The sequence below is a fragment of the Methylomarinovum caldicuralii genome (assembly GCF_033126985.1).
GTDB lineage: Bacteria > Pseudomonadota > Gammaproteobacteria > Methylococcales > Methylothermaceae > Methylohalobius > Methylohalobius caldicuralii.
In genome coordinates this window covers 1,873,825-1,894,935 of the sequence record NZ_AP024714.1, presented here as the reverse complement: position 1 = coordinate 1,894,935, position 21,111 = coordinate 1,873,825, and the positions used below count along the sequence as shown (strand labels likewise).

Annotated in this window: 20 protein-coding genes; 18 read left to right on the top strand and 2 right to left on the bottom strand. The window is 56.0% G+C overall.

What is annotated here, in order from left to right:
* The first annotated feature begins 33 nt into the window (after nt 1-33).
* The 13 genes from tnpC to MCIT9_RS09545 are packed head-to-tail and all read left to right on the top strand — an operon-like array spanning nt 34 to nt 15,385.
* A complete protein-coding gene (gene tnpC / locus MCIT9_RS09605; protein WP_317704672.1) occupies nt 34-1,494 on the top strand; it encodes an IS66 family transposase in 1,461 nt (486 codons plus the stop codon).
* Nucleotides 1,491-2,906, top strand: coding sequence for an undecaprenyl-phosphate glucose phosphotransferase (locus tag MCIT9_RS09600; protein ID WP_317704671.1), 1,416 nt, complete (start codon nt 1,491-1,493; stop codon nt 2,904-2,906). The genes tnpC and MCIT9_RS09600 overlap by 4 nt, the downstream gene beginning before the upstream one ends.
* 23 nt (nt 2,907-2,929) lie before the next feature.
* Nucleotides 2,930-4,036 (top strand): GDP-mannose 4,6-dehydratase, encoded by a 1,107-nt coding sequence (gmd, locus tag MCIT9_RS09595; RefSeq protein WP_317704670.1) that lies wholly within the window; start codon nt 2,930-2,932, stop codon nt 4,034-4,036.
* Nucleotides 4,037-4,041: 5 nt separating this feature from the next.
* Nucleotides 4,042-5,010, top strand: coding sequence for a GDP-L-fucose synthase (gene fcl, locus MCIT9_RS09590; protein WP_317704669.1), 969 nt, complete (start codon nt 4,042-4,044; stop codon nt 5,008-5,010).
* Between the two features lie 8 nt (nt 5,011-5,018).
* Nucleotides 5,019-5,969 carry a class I SAM-dependent methyltransferase gene (locus MCIT9_RS09585; protein ID WP_317704668.1) on the top strand — a complete coding sequence of 317 codons (951 nt, stop codon included), beginning with the start codon at nt 5,019-5,021 and terminating at the stop codon, nt 5,967-5,969.
* Nucleotides 5,966-7,453 carry an oligosaccharide flippase family protein gene (locus MCIT9_RS09580; protein ID WP_317704667.1) on the top strand — a complete coding sequence of 496 codons (1,488 nt, stop codon included), beginning with the start codon at nt 5,966-5,968 and terminating at the stop codon, nt 7,451-7,453. Before MCIT9_RS09585 ends, MCIT9_RS09580 begins: the two co-directional genes overlap by 4 nt.
* Nucleotides 7,454-8,776, top strand: coding sequence for a hypothetical protein (locus tag MCIT9_RS09575; RefSeq protein ID WP_317704666.1), 1,323 nt, complete (start codon nt 7,454-7,456; stop codon nt 8,774-8,776). It begins immediately after the preceding gene.
* A gap of 9 nt (nt 8,777-8,785) precedes the next feature.
* Nucleotides 8,786-9,631, top strand: a complete 846-nt coding sequence (locus MCIT9_RS09570; RefSeq protein ID WP_317704665.1) for a glycosyltransferase family 2 protein — start codon at nt 8,786-8,788, stop codon at nt 9,629-9,631.
* Nucleotides 9,618-10,997, top strand: coding sequence for a TolB-like translocation protein (locus MCIT9_RS09565; RefSeq protein WP_317704664.1), 1,380 nt, complete (start codon nt 9,618-9,620; stop codon nt 10,995-10,997). Before MCIT9_RS09570 ends, MCIT9_RS09565 begins: the two co-directional genes overlap by 14 nt.
* Entirely contained in the window at nt 10,994-12,157 is a 1,164-nt protein-coding gene (locus MCIT9_RS09560) for a glycosyltransferase family 4 protein (RefSeq protein WP_317704663.1), read from the top strand. The genes MCIT9_RS09565 and MCIT9_RS09560 overlap by 4 nt, the downstream gene beginning before the upstream one ends.
* Before the next feature lie 57 nt (nt 12,158-12,214).
* Nucleotides 12,215-13,999 (top strand): asparagine synthase (glutamine-hydrolyzing), encoded by a 1,785-nt coding sequence (gene asnB, locus MCIT9_RS09555; RefSeq protein WP_317704662.1) that lies wholly within the window; start codon nt 12,215-12,217, stop codon nt 13,997-13,999.
* Nucleotides 13,962-15,155, top strand: coding sequence for a glycosyltransferase (locus tag MCIT9_RS09550; RefSeq protein ID WP_317704661.1), 1,194 nt, complete (start codon nt 13,962-13,964; stop codon nt 15,153-15,155). Before asnB ends, MCIT9_RS09550 begins: the two co-directional genes overlap by 38 nt.
* Nucleotides 15,156-15,163: 8 nt before the next feature.
* Nucleotides 15,164-15,385: a glycosyltransferase gene (locus MCIT9_RS09545; RefSeq protein ID WP_317704660.1), complete on the top strand. Its 222-nt coding sequence runs from the start codon at nt 15,164-15,166 to the stop codon at nt 15,383-15,385.
* Between the two features lie 3 nt (nt 15,386-15,388).
* Here the strand turns inward: MCIT9_RS09545 and MCIT9_RS09540 are convergent, their stop codons facing one another.
* Entirely contained in the window at nt 15,389-15,610 is a 222-nt protein-coding gene (locus tag MCIT9_RS09540) for an IS4 family transposase (RefSeq protein WP_317706731.1), read from the bottom strand.
* 3 nt (nt 15,611-15,613) lie between these two features.
* Complete coding sequence (locus MCIT9_RS09535) at nt 15,614-16,708, bottom strand: IS4 family transposase (protein ID WP_317706730.1); 1,095 nt, start codon at nt 16,706-16,708, stop codon at nt 15,614-15,616.
* A gap of 113 nt (nt 16,709-16,821) precedes the next feature.
* Here MCIT9_RS09535 and MCIT9_RS09530 point away from each other — a divergent pair, with 113 nt between their 5' ends.
* The 5 genes from MCIT9_RS09530 to MCIT9_RS09510 all read left to right on the top strand — a co-directional run bounded on the left by MCIT9_RS09530 (nt 16,822) and on the right by MCIT9_RS09510 (nt 21,102).
* Nucleotides 16,822-17,388, top strand: coding sequence for a putative colanic acid biosynthesis acetyltransferase (locus tag MCIT9_RS09530; RefSeq protein WP_317704659.1), 567 nt, complete (start codon nt 16,822-16,824; stop codon nt 17,386-17,388).
* A 22-nt stretch (nt 17,389-17,410) separates the two neighbouring features.
* A complete protein-coding gene (locus MCIT9_RS09525; protein WP_317704658.1) occupies nt 17,411-18,634 on the top strand; it encodes a glycosyltransferase WbuB in 1,224 nt (407 codons plus the stop codon).
* Between the two features lies 1 nt (nt 18,635).
* Complete coding sequence (locus MCIT9_RS09520) at nt 18,636-19,082, top strand: hypothetical protein (RefSeq protein WP_317704657.1); 447 nt, start codon at nt 18,636-18,638, stop codon at nt 19,080-19,082.
* Nucleotides 19,075-20,259 carry a nucleotidyltransferase domain-containing protein gene (locus MCIT9_RS09515; protein WP_317704656.1) on the top strand — a complete coding sequence of 395 codons (1,185 nt, stop codon included), beginning with the start codon at nt 19,075-19,077 and terminating at the stop codon, nt 20,257-20,259. The genes MCIT9_RS09520 and MCIT9_RS09515 overlap by 8 nt, the downstream gene beginning before the upstream one ends.
* Before the next feature lie 147 nt (nt 20,260-20,406).
* Complete coding sequence (locus tag MCIT9_RS09510; protein WP_317704655.1) at nt 20,407-21,102, top strand: PEP-CTERM sorting domain-containing protein; 696 nt, start codon at nt 20,407-20,409, stop codon at nt 21,100-21,102.
* Nucleotides 21,103-21,111 lie beyond the last annotated feature (9 nt).

Sequence of the window (21,111 nt, the reverse complement as noted above, 5' to 3'; positions counted from 1 at the left end):
GCCAAGTGCCTGAAGATTCAGGAGAATGCGGGCATGGAAGGATTTGATCTGGACCTGAGCCGCCCACCTCCCTTGCCCGGGACGGTGGAGGAATGCCACCGGGTGATCGAAGCGCTTTGGCGGGCGCTGGGAGAATTTCAGCAGATCCAGGCGCGAGTGGAAGAACTGGAGGAACAGTTGGCCTTGGGGTCCGACAATTCCTCCCAACCACCTTCCCAGGACAGCACGAAGAAGCGCGCCGAGCGCAAGGGCAAGCGACCGACGGGACGCAAGAAAGGGGCGCAGGTGGGACATCCCAGGCACGAGCGGGCTCTGGTTCCGGCAGAAGCAGTGGACGAGGTCCGGCATTACTTTCCCCATGGCCGCTGCGAGTGCGGTGGGTCGGTGGCGGTGCGGGGATTCCGTCCCCATCAGGTGTTCGACCTGCCCGAGATTCGTTACCGGGTGGTCGAACACCGGGTGTATGAAGGCCGCTGTGGGTGTTGTGGTGAGAAGCACCAGGGGCGGCTACCGGATGAGGTGCCCCGCGGCCAGATGGGACCTGGGCTGGTGGCGTGGATTGGCTTGATGACGGGGCGCTATCACCTGTCGCTGCGGGAAGTCGAAGCGCTGCTGGAAGAACAATGGGGTCTGAAATTCAGCCTGGGGGCGATCAGCCAGAGCCAGATCCCGCTGCAGGCGTGGCTGGGTCCGGTCTACAACCAGATTGGCGAGGCGGTCAGAAAAGCGCTGATCGCCCATGCCGACGAGACCCGCCACTACCGGGGCCGCAGCATCTATTGGCTGTGGGCGCTGACGACCGGTCAGATGGCGTATTTCCTGACCCATTATTCCCGCGGCAAGGGTGCGGCCGGTGAGCTGTTGGGGGATTTCCAGGGAATCCTGGTGACCGACCGCCACGGGGCCTACAACGACCATCCCCAGGACTCACACCAATACTGCTGGGCGCATCTCATCCGCAACCTGGAACGGATCGCCGGGCGCAAGGGACAGGCCGGCGAAGATGGCGAACGCCTGCTCCGGGCCGCCCGCCTGACGGTTCACTGCGGCAAGCTCTGGCAACAGAGCCATTACCCATCCGACCGCTACCGAAGGCGATTGGAACGCCTCAAAGCCCTCTTCCGGCGCGAACTGGAACAGGCCGCCCAAAGACATGGCGACAACAAAACCGGTCGCAGCTGCCGCAAGTTGTTGGACGATTTTCCCAGGTTCTGGACCTTCCTGGACCATCCCGGCGTACCGATGACCAACAACACGGCAGAGCGTGCCCTACGCCCCTATGTCATCTGGCGCAAGACCCGTTTCTTCAGCCAGTCGCATCGCGGTGACTGCTTCCGACCCATGATCCTGTCGCTGGTCGAAACCTGCAAGCGCCTCAAGATCGGCGTCTATCAGACCCTGCGGACCATCTGCGCCCAGGGCATGGCAGAGGGCGAGGTCACCTTCCGCCTGCCCCTGCTGGAACCTCAACCACTTCCAGTGGCAAGCCCGTGAACGGTAACGAAGAAAGCTCAGTAAGCCGTGTCATTCGTCCGCACCATTCCAAGCTGACTGCACTGGTTCGGTTGTTGGATAATGCCGCCATATTCTTGTCTTTGGTTTTTCTTTTGGAATGGACAGGAATGCCGGTTTCGCTTCCCTACCTCTGGCTTGGACTTGGCGGAAGCGTTTTTTTCGGTTTTTTTGCCGAAGCTCTGGAAGTGTATCAATCTTGGCGAGGATCCCCTTTCTCTAGGGAGGCGCGCAGGCTGGCCTTTGCCTGGGTCTGTGCCATTGTAGTCCTGGTTGCTGTCTTGTTTCTTACTAAAACTGCCACTCTGTTTTCCCGTAAGATCATTCTTGTATGGTTCGTAACCGTACTGGTATTGCTCGTCGGATTATACGGCGGGCGGCGTCTGCTGCTTGCCTTCTTCCGCAACCGGGGTAGGAACAGGAAAACCGTAGCGATCGTCGGGGCGAATGCCTTGGGAAAGCGTTTGCAGGTGGCGATTGTGGAAATGCCCTGGCTGGGATACCAGTTTGTCGGGTACTATGACGACCGGGAACCGGGCCGGTTGTTGCAGTCGTGCACTCCCTTGCTGGGTGACTTGAAGAAGCTCTATGAGGATGCCCGCCATCACCGGATCGCCTGCCTCTTCATCACGTTGCCCATGAGCGCCGAGAAGCGCATCCGCAGTATCCTTGCCCATCTGGGCGACAGCACCCTATCGGTTTTCTACGTGCCCAACTTTTTCGTTTTCAATCTGCTCTATTCCCGTTGGGATATGCTGCAGGGAATTCCGGTGATCAGTGTCTATGACACCCCCTTCCGCGGCGTGGATGGTATGCTCAAACGGGCGGAAGACCTGGTTCTGGGCAGTTTGATTCTGCTGCTGATCAGCCTGCCCATGTTGATCATTGCCATTGGGGTGAAGCTGTCGTCTCCCGGGCCGGTTATCTTCAAGCAGCGCCGCTACGGTTTCAATGGCCAGGAAATTATCGTGTGGAAATTCCGTACCATGACGGTGTGCGAAGACGGTGAAGACGTGAAACAGGCCAAAAAGAACGACGCGCGGGTGACCCCCTTCGGGGCCTTTCTGCGCCGCACTTCGCTGGACGAGCTGCCCCAGTTCATCAACGTCCTCCAGGGCACCATGTCCATCGTCGGACCCCGACCCCATGCGGTGGCCCACAACGAACAGTATCGCAGACTGATTCCAGGGTACATGCTGCGCCACAAAGTCAAACCCGGCATCACCGGGTTGGCACAGATCAACGGCTTCCGGGGAGAAACCGATACGTTGGAAAAAATGGCCATGCGGGTGCGCCACGATATCGAATATATCCGCCACTGGTCCTTGTGGCTGGATCTGAAGATTATCTTTCTGACGATCTTCAAGGGATTCCGTTCGCCCAATGCCTATTGAATTGAAAAACCAAGGAGTCTACTGTGACGGCTGAAGAAAATGGCAAAAAGGTCGCCCTGATCACCGGCATCACCGGTCAGGATGGCGCTTATCTGGCAGAATTTCTGCTTTCCAGGGGTTATACCGTCCACGGTATCAAGCGTCGGGCCTCCCTGTTCAACACTGACCGCATCGATCATTTGTACCAGGATCCCCACGAGGCGGATCGTCATTTCATTCTCCACTACGGCGACCTGACCGATTCCACCAATCTCATCCGTTTGGTGCAGAAGATTCAGCCGGATGAAATTTACAATCTGGCGGCCCAAAGCCACGTGGCGGTTTCCTTCGAATCCCCGGAGTACACCGCCAATGCCGACGCCATCGGCACGCTGCGCCTACTGGAGGCTATCCGCATCCTGGGGATCGAGAAGAAAACCCGCTTTTACCAGGCCTCGACTTCCGAACTGTACGGTAAGGTCCAGGAAATTCCGCAGACGGAAACCACCCCGTTCTATCCGCGCAGTCCCTATGGAGTCGCCAAGCTTTACGGTTACTGGATCACCGTCAACTACCGTGAGGCCTACGGCCTGTATGCCTGCAATGGTATTCTGTTCAATCATGAAAGCCCCATCCGGGGGGAAACCTTCGTCACTCGCAAGATCACCAGGGGATTGGCCCGCATCAAGCTCGGGTTGCAGGCCCGCCTGTATCTGGGTAATCTCGATGCCCGCCGTGACTGGGGGCATGCAAAGGACTACGTGGAGGCCCAATGGTTAATCCTGCAGCAGCCGGAGCCGGAGGATTTCGTCATTGCCACCGGCGAGCAGCATTCCGTGCGTGAATTCGTCGAGCTCGCCTGGCAGGAATTGGGCGGGCAGATTGAATGGCGCGGACAGGGCGAGGCGGAGAAAGGTTACGACCGCGAGACAGGGGAGTGCATCGTGGCGGTGGATCCGCGCTATTTCCGCCCCGCCGAAGTTGATACCCTTCTGGGGGATCCCGCCAAGGCCCGGGAAAAACTCGGCTGGCGGCCTCGGATCACTTTCAAGGAGCTGGTTCGGGAAATGGTTCGGGAGGACTTGAAGGCGGCCGAGCGCGACGAGCTGTGCCGCAGCCGCGGGTATCGGGTGTTCAATTACCACGAGTGAGGCCGATGGAGCAGAATACTAAGATCTATGTCGCCGGCCATCGGGGCATGGTGGGTTCGGCGATCGTGCGGAGGCTGCAGCGGGAAGATAACGTTGAAATCGTCACCCGCACCCATGCCGAGCTGGACCTGACGGACCAGGCTGCGGTCAACGCCTTTTTCGCCGGCGAGAAGATCGATCAGGTCTATCTCGCGGCCGCGAAGGTGGGCGGCATCCATGCCAACAATACCTATCCAGCCGAGTTCATCTATCAGAACCTGATGATCGAGGCGAACGTCATTCATGCGGCGCACCTAAACGATGTGCAGAAGCTGCTGTTTCTCGGCTCTTCCTGCATCTATCCCAAACTGGCCGAGCAGCCGATGAGGGAAGAGGCCCTGTTGACGGGGCCGCTTGAGCCGACCAACGAGCCTTATGCCGTTGCCAAGATTGCCGGCATCAAGCTGTGCGAGAGCTACAATCGCCAATATGGTAGGGATTACCGCTCGGTCATGCCGACGAATCTCTATGGGCCGAACGACAACTTCCATCCTGAAAACTCGCATGTGATCCCGGCGCTGATGCGGCGCTTTCACGAGGCGAAGCTGCGGGGGGACCGGCAAGTGGTCGTCTGGGGGACTGGAACCCCGAGGCGCGAGTTTCTGCATGTGGACGACCTGGCCGACGCTGCGGTGTTCGTGATGAATCTGGATGAGGAAACCTATCACGCCCACACCGAGCCGATGCTTTCGCATATCAACGTGGGGACCGGCGTGGACTGCACGATTCGAGAGCTGGCCGAAGCCATGAAGGAGGTGGTCGGTTTTCAGGGCGAGATCGTCTGGGATGCGAACAAGCCCGATGGTACACCCCGGAAGCTGTTGGATGTATCGAAGCTTCATCGCCTGGGATGGAAAGCCACCATCCCGCTGAAGGCAGGATTGAAAGATACCTACGAATGGTTTTTGAAACACCAGAATGAGTTCAGGAAGTGACGAGGAAGATGGCCGAAACCAAGCAGGTAAGGACGCAATCCGGATTGGAGTTTGAGGCTCCGTGCTTCCCAGACTGCGGCGCTAGTAGTCTAATGATTGGACCGATTCCTGCTGCAGATGGATTTGCGGGCAGGGTGCTACCGAGCCCATTGGACGGAGGCAGACTTTATCGGTGTTCCGAGTGCCACCTTGGATTTCGTTGTCCCAGGCTTGGAAAGGGAGAACTGGATCGCCTTTATGCTGAAGGTCGTGAGGATACGTGGTCGCAGAAGCAAGAAGGTCGGCAAGACTGGAGAAGCACGCGCGAGTTTCTACTACAAAATTTTCCCGAAGGCGCCAGCATTCTTGATGTAGGATGTTTTGACGGTGCCTTTTTAGCTCCCTTGGTAGGGCGTTTTCAGTGTTATGGCATCGAGATCCATCCCAGCGCGAGAAAAAGGGGCGAGAGTAGAGGCATAAAAATCATTGGAGCGGATTTTTTTGAAATTCGCGGCACATTCGATTGTATCACGGCGATCGATGTCATCGAGCACGTCGAGAACCCCCGCCTTTTTCTGAAGCAAATGCTTGATCATGTTGGAAATGGAGGAAGGGTTCTGATTTCGACGGGCAATCTGGATGCCTGGACTTGGCGCCTGATGGGCGGACGCTATCTATATTGCACATGCGCCGAAAACATGGCCTTCATCTCTCCAATGTGGGCCAAGCTTCAGGCAGAACGGTATGGGCTTGAGATCGAGCATCTTTCCTTCTTTGCGCATGCAGACTATCGCTGGACTCAGTTTCTTAGGGGCTTTGCCATCAATCTCGTCTACCGTTTTCTGCCAGGTGTCATACGGCATCTCCGAAAAAAAGGTTTGGGCGGCCATGATGCGCAGCGCTTCCCTGAGTTGGCCGATTATCCTCCCCCATGGCCAGGAGCGAAGGATCACTTCCTCGTGGTGTTACGCAAACCATGAGCGCTACCCTTGCCCGCAACGCCACCGCCAATGTCCTGCAAATGGTCATTAGCGCAGTGCTGCTCTTTGCGCTCTATCGGTATATCAGTGATCGTCTAGGGATTGCAGCACTCGGAGTATGGTCGGTTGTAATCGCTACGGCATCCGCCACTCGTCTGAGCGATCTGGGGTTGAGCGCGGCAGTGACGCGCTTTGTCGCTCGGTCACTGGCCCGGGCGGAGCTTGATGAGGCGGCTCAGGTGGTTGAGGTGGCGTTTCTGAGCCTTTTAGCGGTGCTGACCCTGTTGCTTCCGTCGCTTTATCAGCCCCTTTTCTGGCTGATGCAGCATCTTTTTGAAGATGCGCATTTGCTGCAGGCTAGGGCCCTTATGCCCTATGGCTTAGTTTCCCTTGGGCTGGCGATGCTGGCTGCGGTGTTCCAGTCCGGCCTTGATGGATGTCAGCGGATGGACCTGCGTGCTGGCATGGTGATTCTTGGGCAAGGGCTGATGGTTGGGCTCGCTGTCTGGTTGATTCCCCGGTACGGTTTGATGGGGCTGGCGTGGGCCCAGATCGGCCAGGGGCTGTTCCTGCTTGTAATTGGCTGGCTCTTGTTACGGCGGACACTACCAAAGACACCCTGGATACCCTGCCGTTGGTCCTGGCGCCAGTTGCGGGGGATGCTCGCTTACGGAGTCAACGTCCAAATCGCGGGTGTGTTCATATTGCTTTTCGATCCCTTGACCAAGGCGCTGATGGTCCGTTTCGGCGGGTCCGAGGCGGTGGGCTATTTCGAAATGGCTAATCAGGTGGTGTTGAAAGTCCGTTCGCTGATCATGGCAGCCAATCGGGCAGTGGTGCCGAAGGTCGCCGAGATCGTGGAACGGTCGCCGGAACACATGCGGGAATTCTACCGGCAGAACATGCGGGCCCTTGCCTTCGTCGCCATTCCGGTCTTTGCCTTGCTCGATGTCTGGAGTGGCGGGGTGAGTTGGCTGCTGCTGGGCCGGTTGGAGCCGCAGTTCCTGCTCCTACTCCAGGTAAGCATCGGAGGTTGGTTCGCCAATCTGTTCAATGGGCCGGCCTATTTTGCCAATCTTGGCAGCGGGCGGGTCGGCTGGAATACGGTTTCCCATGTGACTATGGGAATATTGAACGGCCTGCTTGGCTGGTGGTTGGGACTGTGGTATGGTGCGGCAGGCGTGGCCTTGGCGTATGCGACTGCATTGGTGTTGGGGAGTTGGCTGTTGGTGTTCGCCTATCAAATACGGGCCGGTATCAGGTTGCACAGCATGGGGTTCGAAGGCAGCGGTGGGCTAGCCGGTGCGGGTCTGATCGCAGTTGCTGCGGCGCATCTGGCTTGGAACAGAACGGACGATGTCTGGGTGCGGTTCTCGGTCCTGCTTGCAGCTTCCCTGCTTTTGACGGCGGTTGCCTGGCGGCATCCAGTTCGGGGCTTTCTGTGGCGCCGGTTCGCGCCGGCTAGGGCGATTCGGGAGTTATAGATGGACCGCGGGATGGCAGTGCAAGCCCAAGTACCCGTATATCGGGTCCGGTACTCAAGCTGGATCGATGGGTTGCTTTTCTTTATAGGGCTGGGCTCCTTTTACCACATCAACCTCGTCGGCGAGCTGTATCCTACCGAGCTTGCGCTTGCGGCTCTGGGGCCGGTTATTTGGCTGGAGAAGCGGCGGTGGTTAGCTGCAAGACCGGTTTCCACACTGCTCCTGATGTTAGGTGTTTGGTTGTTTGCCCAAATATGCACGGATCTGATCCGCCATACACCTGCCATGGATATGGCACGCGGATGGGCGGCTATTACCGTGTTTTTTGTGGATTTTGCCGTGATTTACATGCTGGTATCCGAACGGCCCCGGCGGGTCTATCTGCTGCTGTTTGGCTATGCGCTGGGATGGCTCGTTCAGCCGATCGTGCAACCCTCCATATATTTTTCTGGAGAGCCTTGGAAGTTCGGCTTCGGATATCCGTTTACCCTACTGGTGTTCACTTGGATTGGCTGGCGGTGCGGTGCGGATATACGTAGGATGCGGCGATATGTCCCGTTTCTTCTGCTTCTTGGATTACTTTCCATCTATCTGCATGCACGGTCGCTGGGAGGTTTTACGATCTTGGCTGCGGTGCTCATTGGGTTACGCGCATCGCGCTTTGGCGAGCAGTTGCGCCAGCGCATCTCCTTCGGGAAGATGGTGGCCTTTGTGATCATTCTGGGCGTTTCCGTAACGGGGTTGAAGCAGCTCTATGGTCATGCAGCCGAACAGGGGTGGCTGGGTGAAGAGGCAAGGATGAAATATGAAATTCAAGCCACCGGTAAGCTAGGCTTACTCATCGGTGGGCGTATTGAGATGATTCCAGCGCTATTTGCCGTGATGGATTCGCCGATTATTGGCCACGGTTCATGGCCGAAGGATCCGAAATATCGGAAATACCTGCTCTTTCTTTTGGATCTCGGTTATCAGCGGGATAAAGGGCAACTCAAGTATGCCATTGAGCATTCGGATCTGATTCCTGCGCACTCGCACTTGTTGCAGGCTTGGGTATGGGCCGGCATTCTGGGGGCAGCCTTCTGGGTTTTTGTATGGATCTGGGTAGTCAAGATAGCATGGCATTCATTCCGAACGCCTAATGTCCTTTTTGCCCCCTTGGTTTTCTTGGCGTTGCTGAGCATCTGGGATGTGTTATTTTCTCCTTTTGGATCTATGACTCGGTTTGCTTGGGCCCTGAAGTTGACGGTGTTGTTTATTTCCTGGCGCTTTGTCAGGGCTGAGAAGCGGTACATGTCGCTTGCAGCGACTTCTGTATGCGTTTGAGAGGCAGGCATGAAGGTATCAATCGTCACGATCTCTTACAACCAGGCCAGATTTCTAGAAGATGCGATTCGTTCGGTACTAGAACAGGATTATCCTGATATCGAATACATTGTCATCGATCCCGGATCGACGGATGGCAGCCGTCAAATCATTGAACGATATCGGAACTGCATCGACCACATAATTTTCGAACCAGACGATGGGCCGGCTGATGGGTTAAGCAAAGGGTTCTCCTATGCAACTGGCGATATTTATGGTTTTTTGAATTCGGATGATATTTTGTTGCCTGGCGCCATATCCCGTGTTGTTGAGTTTTTCAAGAAAAATCTCGACGTTGATGTTATGACCGGGCGTTTATATATGGTTGATGATGGTCTGAACATTATAAAAACAATTCAGGGTGATGAGATCTCTCCTGTTTCTTATGTTTATTGGGGGATAAATGTGGCACAGCAAAGTACATTTTTCAGAAGAAGTGCATACCACAAGGCTGGTGGATTCAATGTCAATAATCGCACAAGCTGGGATGGAGAGTTATTTCTGAAAATGGCATTGAGTGGGTGCAAATTCAAGAAAAGCAAAGAGTTTTTGTCTGCTTTTAGGGTTCACGACAGTTCTATAACAGGTTCACAATCATTGGTAAATGAAAGTAGATATAATCATGATAGATATTTTAGAATGGTAATGGGTAGGAGTAGAAATAGTCTAGATAATATAATTTCAATTTTTTATAGGTTATTCAGGTACTTTAGGGATCCCGTAATCGCATACTGGCTTGTTTCTGCCTATGTGTATAAAATGTTTGGCATAAATAAAAGGCTCATAGTTGATTTTGGTGGACATGATGAAAATTGAGAATAAAATTTATAAATCCAGTTTAGTTACCAATCCACCGGCTCATCATTTTTTTGGTTTTCATGACCTGCCTCAGTGGAATCATGCCGGGGATATGATGCTGGCCTTGCGTGTGGATAGTATTGATCACCCGCCGCTACCAGATCAAAAGGCTGACTCAGGAGTTATTTTGTATCCTGAGCGTGAATTTATTCCAATTCATGTTACTTCGGCATTTAATTATCCCCAGGGGGCTCGCCAACAGTGGATTGGTTCATCTGATCTTTTCGTCTGCAACATCAGAAGACAAGATCATTGGGGTGCTAATGTTGTTGATGCAAGAGATAGAAAGGTTATCAATGTCTTGGATTTCCCAATACATTGTTTGGATAACCAAGGGCATCATGGGTTTTTTGTTAATTATAGCCGCCTGCATCGCTTGGGCGGGTATGGTTATGTAGGCGTTGACGATCATACAAGCTCAGAAAACATTCCAAATGATTGTGGCATATATAAGGGGGATATACGTACTAACAAATATGAGTTGCTGGTTTCTATCTTGGAGTGCGCTAGAATAGGTGCGCCAAGTTCTAGGCAGGGAGGACGTCATCATTATCTGACTCATTTGTCGCTCAGTCCCTCTGGTAATAGACTGGCATTTTTACATCGCTATCTTTTGCCGGATGGGGGACTCACTACACGCCTCATGACTGTAGGGGTTGACGGTGATGATCTTCGCGTTCTAGCAAAGGGTTTTCTCAGTCATTTCGACTGGCTGGATGACGGTCGTATCCTGATTTGGGGTCGTATTGACGAAGCCACTCGTAATCTTCGTGAGCTACCCATATTTTGGTTGCCAGGAGGGGATGTTTTGGCGAGGACGGCCAAAAAAATCCTTAAGCAATTTATAAAGCCTGGTACAGATAAAAAGTCTGGCAATGCCGCATTCTTTGCCATTGAGGATAACGAAAATCCTAATTTTCAAATCGTTGGAGCCCGTTTTCTTAAAGAAGATGGACATCCGATGGTTTGTCCAGCGGACCGGCATTGGATGGTGATAGATACTTATCCTGACAACGAGGGATGGCGTAAGCTTATGCTTTATAACATGTTTGAGGATCATGTTGTGGACCTGGGCCGTTATCAGATGATAACCAAAGCGCCTGACTGGGGAAAATGGAATCAAAACAACGCACTTCCTGGTGTTGAGCCATTGATAGTCCAATCATTTGGGGAGAAAAAATTGATCTATACACGCAGCGGATTGCATTGCGACCTTCACCCTCGTTGGCATCCTAAAGGCAAGGCGGTGGCATTTGATTCCATACACGAGGGCACAAGGCAAATTTATGTGATCGACTTTTTTAAAGATGATGGGGTTCTATGATCTGCGAAAACCAAAAAATTGGGGTAGATATTATTCAGCCCATAGTGCCCCATTATCGCGCGCCGTTGTTTGAAGGTTTGTCGAGGCTGCATAATCTTGATCTTAGCATTCAGTGTGCGGCGGAATGGCCCCCGGGTGATCGGTCCGTTGCTATGAATATAGCGGATTACTACCCTAAAAATCCTATTAAAAGCATCCCTGGTACGCCTTTTGTGTGGCAAGATAATCTTCGTTTAATCAAGGTTAAAAAGCCTGGTGATGTGCTGGTTGTATGTGGTGATCTTCATTTTATCTCCAATTGGCCGTTGATTTGGAAAGCCAAGCAATTAGGTGCAGGTCTGATTTGGTGGGGGCATCACTGGTCCGCAACCACTAATAAATGGTTATATCCTGTCCGCTTGCTACTGACGCGGATGATTGCGGATTGTGTCTTGTTATACACGCGGACTGGCAGGGATTTGTATATTGATTACGGCTTCCCTGATAATCGCGTTTTCTTTACGGGAAATACCCTTGATCTGGCGCAGATAGATAATGCACTGGCTGAAGTAACGCCGTGTAATCTGCAGGATTTCAAACGTCAACATGATCTTGGAGAAAATGTCTTGCTATTCTGTGGTGTCCTGCGTGAGAAAGCTCGGCTGGATCTACTGCTTGAAGCACTGGCGCAAATAAAGGAGTTTAATGTTCAGTTGGTAGTGATCGGGGATGGTCCATATAAGGAATATTATTATAATCTTGCTGAAGATTTAGGACTTAATGACAGCATTCTATGGGTTGGCGAGATAAGATCAGAGAAAAAACTGGTCTGGTGGTACAAGTCGGCAAGAATTTTTGTCTATCCTGGCAGTATTGGGCTTAGCCTGATGCACGCCTTCGCCTACGGATTGCCCGTGTTGACCCATAATGATATTAATAACCACATGCCGGAGATTGAGGCGTTGCGCGTTGGGATAAATGGATGGACTTATGAGGTAGGCTCGATCCAATCGTTGACTCAAGCTTTGAAGAAAGCGCTTGCTGAGGAGGATCTTTGTTCAGAAATGGGTGATCGGGCCTTTCGTATGATCCGGGAAGAATATACTATGGAGAAAATGATCACTCGTTTCTCCGAATGTATTCTAGCATGTTCACGTATGGCGCTGGCCCGGCGCTGTTAATGGGGGTTGAGACCGCCATTCTTTGAATTGGCGTCTTGTAAAATTCAAGAGGTTAAGATGTGCGGAATCGCCGCATTATTTCACTACAACAATGGGGCTAGTGTTACCCATGATTGGTTGCAATCGGTCAACCAGCGCCAGCAGCCCCGCGGTCCCGATGGCGAAGGTATCTGGATGTCTCAAGACGCGTCCATTGGTCTCGGTCACCGCCGCCTGGCGATCATCGATCTCAGCGAACGGGGCGCCCAGCCCATGGCGAGCGAAGACGGGAAGCTGCGTGTCGTCTTCAATGGCGAGATCTACAATCACCGCGAGCTGCGCGGGGATCTGGAAGCGCGCGGTCACCGCTTCTACTCCGACAGCGACACCGAGGTCCTGCTGCATCTGTACCGCGAATTCGGCACGGAAATGTGTACCCATCTGCGCGGCATGTATGCCTTTGCGCTGTGGGATGAAACCCGCCGGGGGCTCCTTCTGGCCCGTGATCCCTACGGCATCAAGCCCCTGTATTATGCCGACGATGGCCGCACCCTGCGCGCCGCCAGCCAGGTGAAGGCGCTGCTGGCGGCAGGTGGTGTGGATACTTCCCCCGAGCCCGCCGGCCATGTCGGCTTCTTCCTCTGGGGCTGCGTGCCCGAGCCTTTCACCTTGTACAAAGGTATTCGCGCTTTGGCGCCAGGTTCCACGTTATGGGTACAACGGGGCGAGAAACCGCAACATACGATCTTTTGCGACATTGTCCGTGAAATAATCCACCCGTCACCTTCCACGCGCTCGCAGGAAGCACGGGACAGCTTCGCGCAGGCGCTTGAGGACAGCGTTCGCCGCCACCTCGTGGCGGATGTGCCTGTTGGTGTGTTCCTTTCGGCCGGGCTCGATTCCACCGCCATCGCCGCCCTGGCCTCGCAACACAGCGCGGATCTGCGGACCTTTACGCTGGGTTTCGAGGAATACCGGGGCACCCAGGCCGATGAGACACCGTTGGCGGAGAGCGTGGCCCGTTCCCTGGGCGCCAGCCACACCACCCGCTGGGTCCGGGGCGGCGATTTCGAGAACGAACTCGAAACGGTGCTGAACGCCATGGACCAACCCAGCATCGACGGGGTCAACACCTATTTCGTCAGCAAGGCGGCGTCGGAAAGCGGCCTGAAAGTGGCGCTCTCGGGGTTGGGGGGAGATGAACTGCTGGGCGGCTATCCGTCCTTCCGTCATGTGCCGGCCATAAGGCGTCTGGCCGGCCCTTTCCGCCGGTTGGGTAAAGCGTTCAGAATCGTCACGCTGCCTGTCATCCGGCGATTCACTTCCCCTAAATATGCCGGATTGTTCGAGTACGGCCATTCCTACGGCGGTGCCTATCTGCTGCGGCGGGGTTTGTACATGCCCTGGGAGCTGCCCGGCGTGCTCGATCCGGATCTGCTCCGCCAGGGTTGGCGGGAACTCGACCCCGTCGCCCGGATCGATCGCCAACTGCCAACCGAAACAGCACCGTTTCCGGCGGTCGCCGCCCTGGAAAGCAGCCGTTACATGCGCAACATGCTGCTGCGAGATGCCGACTGGGCCAGCATGGCCCACTCCCTGGAAATCCGTGTGCCGCTGGTGGACCTCGATCTGCTGCGCGCGGTCGTCCCTTTCATGCACACCCCAAGCCCATTGGACAAGCAGGCGATGGCCGGCTGCGCGTGGAAGGGCAAGGTGCCGGAAGCGCTTGTCAACCGTCCCAAGACTGGCTTCTCGATTCCGGTGCGAGAATGGCTGCGCAAGGAGACCGGCAGCGGCGAACGGGGGCTGCGGTCGTGGGCGCGGTTTGTTTACCAGCAATGTCCAGGATATCCGGGAGCTTGAATTGAAAATTCTTCATGTCGTACCGTACCACTACCCTGCTACTATTTACGGCGGTCCCATCTTTAGTGTTCTGAATATGAACAACGCCTTGGCGAAATTGCATGATGTTTCGCTTCAGGTGCTCACGACGGATACTGCGGGAACCCGAAGGCTGACTGCAAAAGAAACGGATAAAGCCCAGCGATTTGGTTACCCCGTTACTTTCAGCCGGCGCTTGATGGGAGACAGCGTGGCCCCGGGGCTTGTCGTACGACTGTGGCGGAATATTCGCTGGGCAGACGCTGTGCATCTAACGGCAACCTACAGCTTTCCTACGATTCCGACGTTATTGCTTTGTCGCTTACTGAAAAAGCCTCTGGTGTGGTCCCTGCATGGCGCGTTGTTGCATGATTTTAACCGCCATCAGTTTGATTTCCAGCCCTGGTACTGGCGGGCTGTGAAGCAAGCTTGGTTGTCCGTCTGCCGCAGACTGGCGGAGCGTGATGATGTGGCGATCCATGTCACCACGGAGCAGGAACGTGAGGCATCGAAAAGGTTTTTCCCTCAGGCCAATTTTGCCGTCATCCCCAATGGAGTCGACTTGCCCTCTCGAATACCAGACCGGGCTTGGAAACCGGATGGCTGTCTAAGACTGATGTACCTGGGGCGTCTTGCACCGGTGAAAGGCGTGGAGAACCTGCTGCAGGCCATGGCGCGTCTTGGACCCGATGTGAGCCTGAAGATTTACGGTACGGGGGATGCCGACTATGTGCGCCGCCTCAAGGCACTGGCGCAAACGCTCGGCATCACTGAGCGGGCAGTGTTCATGGGACATGTGGACGGCGAGGCAAAGTCACAGGCATTTTTTGAGGCGGACGTGTGTGTGGTGCCATCCTATTCCGAAAATTTTTGCATCGTGGTCGCAGAGGCCTTGGTACATGGGGTTCCGGTGATTGTCAGTGACCGGTTGGCCTGGGAGAAAGTTGAAGAGGTAGGGTGTGGATTGGTGGCGCCAAACGATTCCGAATCTTTAGCCAGAGCCATGCAAAAAATTTCCAAGATGGAACTGGCGGTAATGGGTGAGTCCGGCAGGCGCTGGATTGAGTCTGAATATGCCTGTCCCAAAATTGCCCTGCAATTTAAATCGTTGTATGAAAGTGTGATTGCGTGTAAATAGTGAAACAAATGACACTCCATGCTCGTGCCGACAAAGAGGCGATGGACCTTACGGTTATCATTCTTACCATCAACGAAGCGATTCATATAGAACGTTGCATTCGTTCTGTTAAAGGGCTGGCCCGACAAATCTTTGTCGTCGATTCCTTTTCCACGGATAATACCATTGACATTTCTGAATCATTGGGGGCAGTGGTCACCCTATTACCCATATCTTCCCCCTTCTCATAGGAATCAATGTCTTATCCGTTTTCTCTGAGGGAACTTGATCTCAGCCGCCCGGATGGCGGTCACGGCCTCCACGTAGGCGCTCAGTTTGGTCATGCCCTGCCACAGGGCTTTGGGGCCGGGTGGGGGATCGTTCTTGCGCCCCAGCCAGCCGCCAAAGCCGGCCACGATGCGGACGATGGCGCCCAAATCCGGCGGCGTCGCGGGCGGCGGGGTGCGATGGTGGATGGCCTAGGCGGTCTGCCATTCTTCGACAGAGAACACCACTTCACAGCACCACTCGGGATGTTCCCGCCCGAGCGTCATCAGCATCAGGATGCGCCAGGCGACGATCAGATACAGCACCAGGGCCCGTTCCAGGCGTTCCCGGGTGCGAAGTTGCAGGGCTTCGATGCGGCAGCCGCTTTTGAGGATGCGGAAGTAGACCTCGATCCACCACCGTTTGCGGTACCATTCGATGCGCGCTCTGGCCTGTTCCAGGGTGGTGATTTCTTCGTTGGTGATCAGGCACCATTCGACCGCTTCCTGGCCTTCGGGGGGCGCCTCTTCCCGGGCCAGGATGACGGTGACTTGGGGACCCGGGCCGCTTCGGGTCTTCAGTTCGACCCGGGCGAGCCGGATTGTTTGTGTGACCTGCCGGGCCGGGCGGTTGCCGCCGGCCGGCAGGTCAAAGGCGATCGTCCCCAACACCGGCTGGGCTTCGACCGCGGCCCGCAGTTTGCCATCGAGGGGGTCATTGAGCTTACGGTCGTGCTGCACCCGGATCAGGTAATCGGCGGCAAAGCCCAGCTGTTCGGCCCGGTCGATCAGGGCCCGAAGGTCACCTTCGCGGTCGGCGACATACACCAGCCGGGTCTCGGGCGCCAGGGCGGCCATCTCGGCCACCCGCTCATAACCTTCCACCCAACGCAGGCTTTCGGCCAGGTCCGGTTCCCCCTTGGGCAAACGCGCCCAGTGCCAGCAGTCGGTCACCCCCAGGGCCACGCCCGCCTCACTGATCACCAGCGTCGGATGCAGGTACAACCCCTGACGCTGCTCGTAATTCAGCCGTCCCAACCCCGCCATCGACGGCCGCCCGGAATAATCCAGCTCGGTGGTGTCCTGCAGGCACAGCACCCGCGACTGCTGCCGGATCCGTTCCAGGGTCGGCACACTGTGGGCCCGCAACACCTCCCGAAAATCCAGCCTGGCATTGTCCAGCAGCCGGTAGGCCGCCTTGGTCTCCGCCCAGCCACCCCCGCAGACGTTGGGAACGCTCGCCATCGGATCGCTTGCCATCGCTTCTATCACCCGGCACAGCCGCCGGTTCAGGCGGGCATCGCCCAGCGCCAGGGAAAAAATTCTTGTTCAGCCCAGCTCATGTCAACGCCTATCCAAAGAAATCAATATCTTACTACAGGGGCGAGAGATGTGGGTAATAGGGTGGGAATAAAACTGTAATGCATCCTGAATTTCAGAATCTCGGATTGTTCCGGCTGCCTTCTGGATTTCGTGGCAGGCCTGGATGGTATGTGCAAATCTGGTGGATCGTGCAATCCACGCTGTTTGCAATGTCGCCACAATTCATGTACGGGTGGCGCAGATTTCTGCTCAGGCTTTTTGGCGCGGAAATTGGGGACAGGGTTCTAATCCGCCCTTCTGTAAGAGTTACTTATCCTTGGAAGGTTAAGATCGGTGATCGCTCATGGGTTGGCGATCACGTTGAAATCTACAGCCTTGGCGAGATTGAAATCGGCCGGGATGTGGTTATAAGCCAACGCTCGTATCTTTGCTCCGCAACCCATGATTATAAGAAAGTGTCATTTGATATGATTGCGAATAAGATCAAAATAGAAGATCAGGCATGGATCGCCACGGACGTATTTATCGCTCCGGGGGTGAAAATTGGCAGAGGCGCTTTGATAGGCGCCCGAAGCAGTGTTTTTTCAGAGATGCCGGAAGGCATGATCTGTTTTGGTTGCCCTGCGCGCCCTGTAAAGCCGCGCTTGAGGCAATCTCAGACCTAAAATTTGCCAGCGTTCGAGTTTAGTGAAACTTCTCCTGTTAGGACTCAATTTCACCCCTGAACTCACCGGCATCGGCCGCTACTCCGGTGAGATGGCTGCCTGGCTGGCGGCGCGTGGCCATCAGGTGCGGGTTATCACCGCACCGCCTTATTATCCCTCCTGGCGGGTGGGTGAAGGCTATTCGGGCTGGCGCTATCGGCGGGAGTCCCAGCAGGGGGTTGAAGTCTGGCGCTGCCCCCTGTGGGTGCCCGGGCGGCCTTCCGCCTGGAAGCGGATCGTTCATCTGGCCAGTTTCGCCGCCAGCAGCGTGCCGCCGGCGTTGTGGTGGTCGCGCTGGTGGCCGGACTGGGTGATTGCTATAGCGCCAGCCTTTCTGTCGTTGCCGGTGGCTTTGCTGGCCGCGCGGCTGGGGCGGGGGCGGTGTTGGTTGCATATTCAGGATTTCGAAATCGACGCAGCCCTGGGTCTGGGTATGTTGAATCCAGGAAAACTGGGGCGTGCCGTGCTGGGGATGGAACGTTTTCTGCTGCGCCGTTGCCAGGTGGTCTCGACCATTTCCCGCAGCATGCAGGAACGCCTGCTGGTCAAGGGGGTGCCCCCGGAAAGAACCTTTCTGCTGCCCAACTGGGCCGATGCCTCGGTCGCCCAGGATGCTGTAGGCGGGGAACGCTTCCGGGCGCGCCTGGGGCTGGATGATCGAACGCCCCTGGTGCTGTATGCCGGAAATCTGGGGAAAAAACAGGGTCTGGAAATATTGCCCCAGGTGGCGGCACGTCTGCCCCGGGTGCAGTTTGTCGTTTGCGGTCAGGGCGCGGCGGAAAAGGACTTGAAACGCGCCTGTGCCGGCTTGAGCAATATCCGCTTTCTCCCCCTGCAACCGGCGGAAGAGTTGTCTGCCATGCTGTCGGCGGCGGATGTGCATTTAGTGTTGCAGAAGAAAGGAGCGGCCGATCTGGTGATGCCTTCCAAACTGACCAATATCTTGGCCATCGGCGGCCGGGCGGTGGTCACCGCCGAGCCGGATACCGAGTTGGGCAGACTGGTGCGGGAGAATCCCGGAATCGCAGCATTGTGTCCGCCTGAGGATGCGGACAGGCTGGTGGAAGTCATTGCTCAGGTGCTTCGCCAGGCCGGATCGGAGGGACGACGCAACAAGCCGGCCATTGATTACGCACGCCGGTATCTGGATCGTGAGGCCATCCTGACGGCGTTTGAAAACAGGCTGTTGAAACATATTGGATGTTAGAATGACCCGCCATCACCCGCCGCCGGGTACTACCGGGAAACAAGACACCATCCGCAACGATCCCTTCGTCCGCGGTCTGCTGACCCGTCTGCCGGCGGAACTGCGCGACAGTTTCAGCGACGAGCAACTCCTCGGCCTCAAGATTGCGCTGGGGGCGCGGCAGTGGAAGATCCATCCGGTGGATCTGCGCGGCACGATTCCCCTGTGGCGCTGGCGTTTTTATTACGTGATCCTCTTCGGGCGCGATCGCCGCCGTCTGCCGCGCCGGATCGAGCGGATGATGCGTTGGACCGAGGCAGTGTTTCTGGGGAGCCTGGTGACGGTGGCGACGTTGTTTGGGCTGTTGGTGCTGTATCTGGTCAAGTCGGCCCTGGGGATCGACCTGATCCCGGGGTATTCCCTGGGGATCTGGAGCTGGTTCAAGGCGGAGTTTGGCGTTGGTGGCTGATTTGTTGCCAGAGATAGCCGGCGGTGGTGCGGTGAGGCTGTTGTCCAGGTTGCTGGCCCCCGATCTGTCTGGATGCGTCAATCCTGATTCCGCTGAGTTATTGCCCCTGAGGCTTGCCTACGCACAGGCCCACGGCTGTGCTTCCTTGTTGTATGTCAATCTTAAACGCCATGGGCTTCTGGCGCAATTGCCCGCCGGGGTGGTGGTTGCGCTGAAGGCGGCCTACCGTCGTGACACGGTGCGCTATCTGCGCCACCGTCACTGCCTGCTTGGAATATTGGACTTGTTCGAGCAAGCCGGCATTGAGACCCTGTTGCTCAAGGGGGCGGCGACCTTCTGCGACGGTCTGTATGGCGATCCCGGCGCCAGGCCTATGGGGGATCTCGACATTCTGGTGCCGGAGTCCCAAAAGGATCGGGCCCGGAAGGTGTTGCTGGAGAACGCTTTCCGCGAGGAATGCCCGCCGGAGGCGGTGTTAGCGGGGAACATGTTTGACCGCCGCCACCATCACCTGCCGCCGTTTTATGATGCCCGCCATCAGGTGATGATCGAGATTCATTATCGGGTTTGTTACGGCCAAGGGGATCGTATTCTTCCGGCGGAGCGGGCCTGGCGGCATCGGGAGGAGGTCGTCTGGGAGGGGCGGCGAACGGCCATTCCGGCCCCTGCCGAAAGGGTGCTGCACAACGTGCTCCACGCCCTCAAAAAGGAGTATCTGTCCGCCCGGGTCAATCTGATGCAGGTGGCGGAATTTGCCTGGCTGGCGGCGCGTTACCGGGAGCGGATCGACTGGCGGGCGCTGCTGTCCTTGTGCGAGCGCCAGGATTTTCGCACGCCGCTGCTGGCGTATGCGGTGCTTGCCGGCGAATTGTTCGGGACGAAGACGCCATTGCTGAATCAGGCCGGGCGGTGGGCGCGCTGGAACGCGCGGCGGCTGCTGATGGGGCTGCGGTTTTCGGTGCCGGCGGAAACGCCCGGTTGGCGGGAAGCGGTATGGCGCACGGCGCTGACGGTTTACTACCGCCTGAACCTGCTGCCCTGGACCTGGCGCAACGTTTGTTATGCCCCGGGCTGGCAAAACCTCCCGGCCCGGGTGGGTTGTCTGTTGTGCAAGTTGCCTGCGGGGTTGAAGGCCTGGGGCGACCCGGATTATGATTCCAGGCTGGAGCGGTTGTAGGTTGTCAGGATTTTTTACAAATTGCCTGCCGACTTGTTTTTCAAGGTCAGCGGTTGTTCTGTAACATATTGGATGTAAATAAGAAAATAAAAAAAGGAATGATTTTTGCTTGACTATAATCGGATCGATTCTGTGGGAGACTCAGCGATGAAATTGATACGTTTTTGTTTGGGGCTGGCCTTGCTGCTGGCCGGGGGCGTTGCGGGGGCGACGCCTTTGAACTGCGCGGGGAGTTATCCCTACTGCGACATCGATGGAGATACGGCAACAGGGGCCAGTGGAGTGGCCGGGGTGCCGGACGGGACCGATGTCATCACCATCTCGGAAAACGCAGTTCCGGCAGGGGTCGTGACCTATCTCGATACCGGTTCCGGAACACCGGTACCGCAGAAAAGCGGTGGTCCGGCGGCTTTGGATATGTTTTCCTTTGGTGATACGGTACGGGCGGGTGAGCTGTTCGATTTCACCCATCTGTCCCAAGCTGCCCTCAATGCCGCTTTGAGCAATTGGGGATCATCTCTAGTTGATAAATTGGTTTGGACCGTGGTGTGGAACGCCCCTTCCACCATGGCCGATCCTGCCACCGACAAGCAGCGGAACGATGTCGAGGTGCCGTGGAGCACCCTTTCCAGTGCTTTGGGACCCGGATGGCAGTTCTTCACCGACCCTCTGGTTCTGGACGAGCGGGGTGACTGGCAGGTGGATTCCTACGTCAACGGCGTTTTCATCCACGGCTGGAAGTTCACCGTGCCGGAGCCGGGCAGTCTCTTGCTGATGGGCATCGGATTGCTCGGCCTGATGGTGCGGCAGCGGATAAATATGCCATACTCAAAATGTGGATGAAGTTTTCGA

Excerpts from the sequence above, each read along its gene's own strand:
- tnpC (WP_317704672.1), top strand. The coding sequence starts at position 34 with ATGGAAGGATTTGATCTGGACCTGAGCCGCCCACCTCCCTTGCCCGGG.
- fcl (WP_317704669.1), top strand. The coding sequence starts at position 4,042 with ATGGAGCAGAATACTAAGATCTATGTCGCCGGCCATCGGGGCATGGTG.
- MCIT9_RS09585 (WP_317704668.1), top strand. The coding sequence starts at position 5,019 with ATGGCCGAAACCAAGCAGGTAAGGACGCAATCCGGATTGGAGTTTGAG.
- MCIT9_RS09580 (WP_317704667.1), top strand. The coding sequence starts at position 5,966 with ATGAGCGCTACCCTTGCCCGCAACGCCACCGCCAATGTCCTGCAAATG.
- MCIT9_RS09575 (WP_317704666.1), top strand. The coding sequence starts at position 7,454 with ATGGACCGCGGGATGGCAGTGCAAGCCCAAGTACCCGTATATCGGGTC.
- MCIT9_RS09570 (WP_317704665.1), top strand. The coding sequence starts at position 8,786 with ATGAAGGTATCAATCGTCACGATCTCTTACAACCAGGCCAGATTTCTA.
- MCIT9_RS09565 (WP_317704664.1), top strand. The coding sequence starts at position 9,618 with ATGATGAAAATTGAGAATAAAATTTATAAATCCAGTTTAGTTACCAAT.
- MCIT9_RS09560 (WP_317704663.1), top strand. The coding sequence starts at position 10,994 with ATGATCTGCGAAAACCAAAAAATTGGGGTAGATATTATTCAGCCCATA.
- asnB (WP_317704662.1), top strand. The coding sequence starts at position 12,215 with ATGTGCGGAATCGCCGCATTATTTCACTACAACAATGGGGCTAGTGTT.
- MCIT9_RS09545 (WP_317704660.1), top strand. The coding sequence starts at position 15,164 with ATGACACTCCATGCTCGTGCCGACAAAGAGGCGATGGACCTTACGGTT.
- MCIT9_RS09530 (WP_317704659.1), top strand. The coding sequence starts at position 16,822 with ATGCATCCTGAATTTCAGAATCTCGGATTGTTCCGGCTGCCTTCTGGA.
- MCIT9_RS09520 (WP_317704657.1), top strand. The coding sequence starts at position 18,636 with ATGACCCGCCATCACCCGCCGCCGGGTACTACCGGGAAACAAGACACC.
- MCIT9_RS09510 (WP_317704655.1), top strand. The coding sequence starts at position 20,407 with ATGAAATTGATACGTTTTTGTTTGGGGCTGGCCTTGCTGCTGGCCGGG.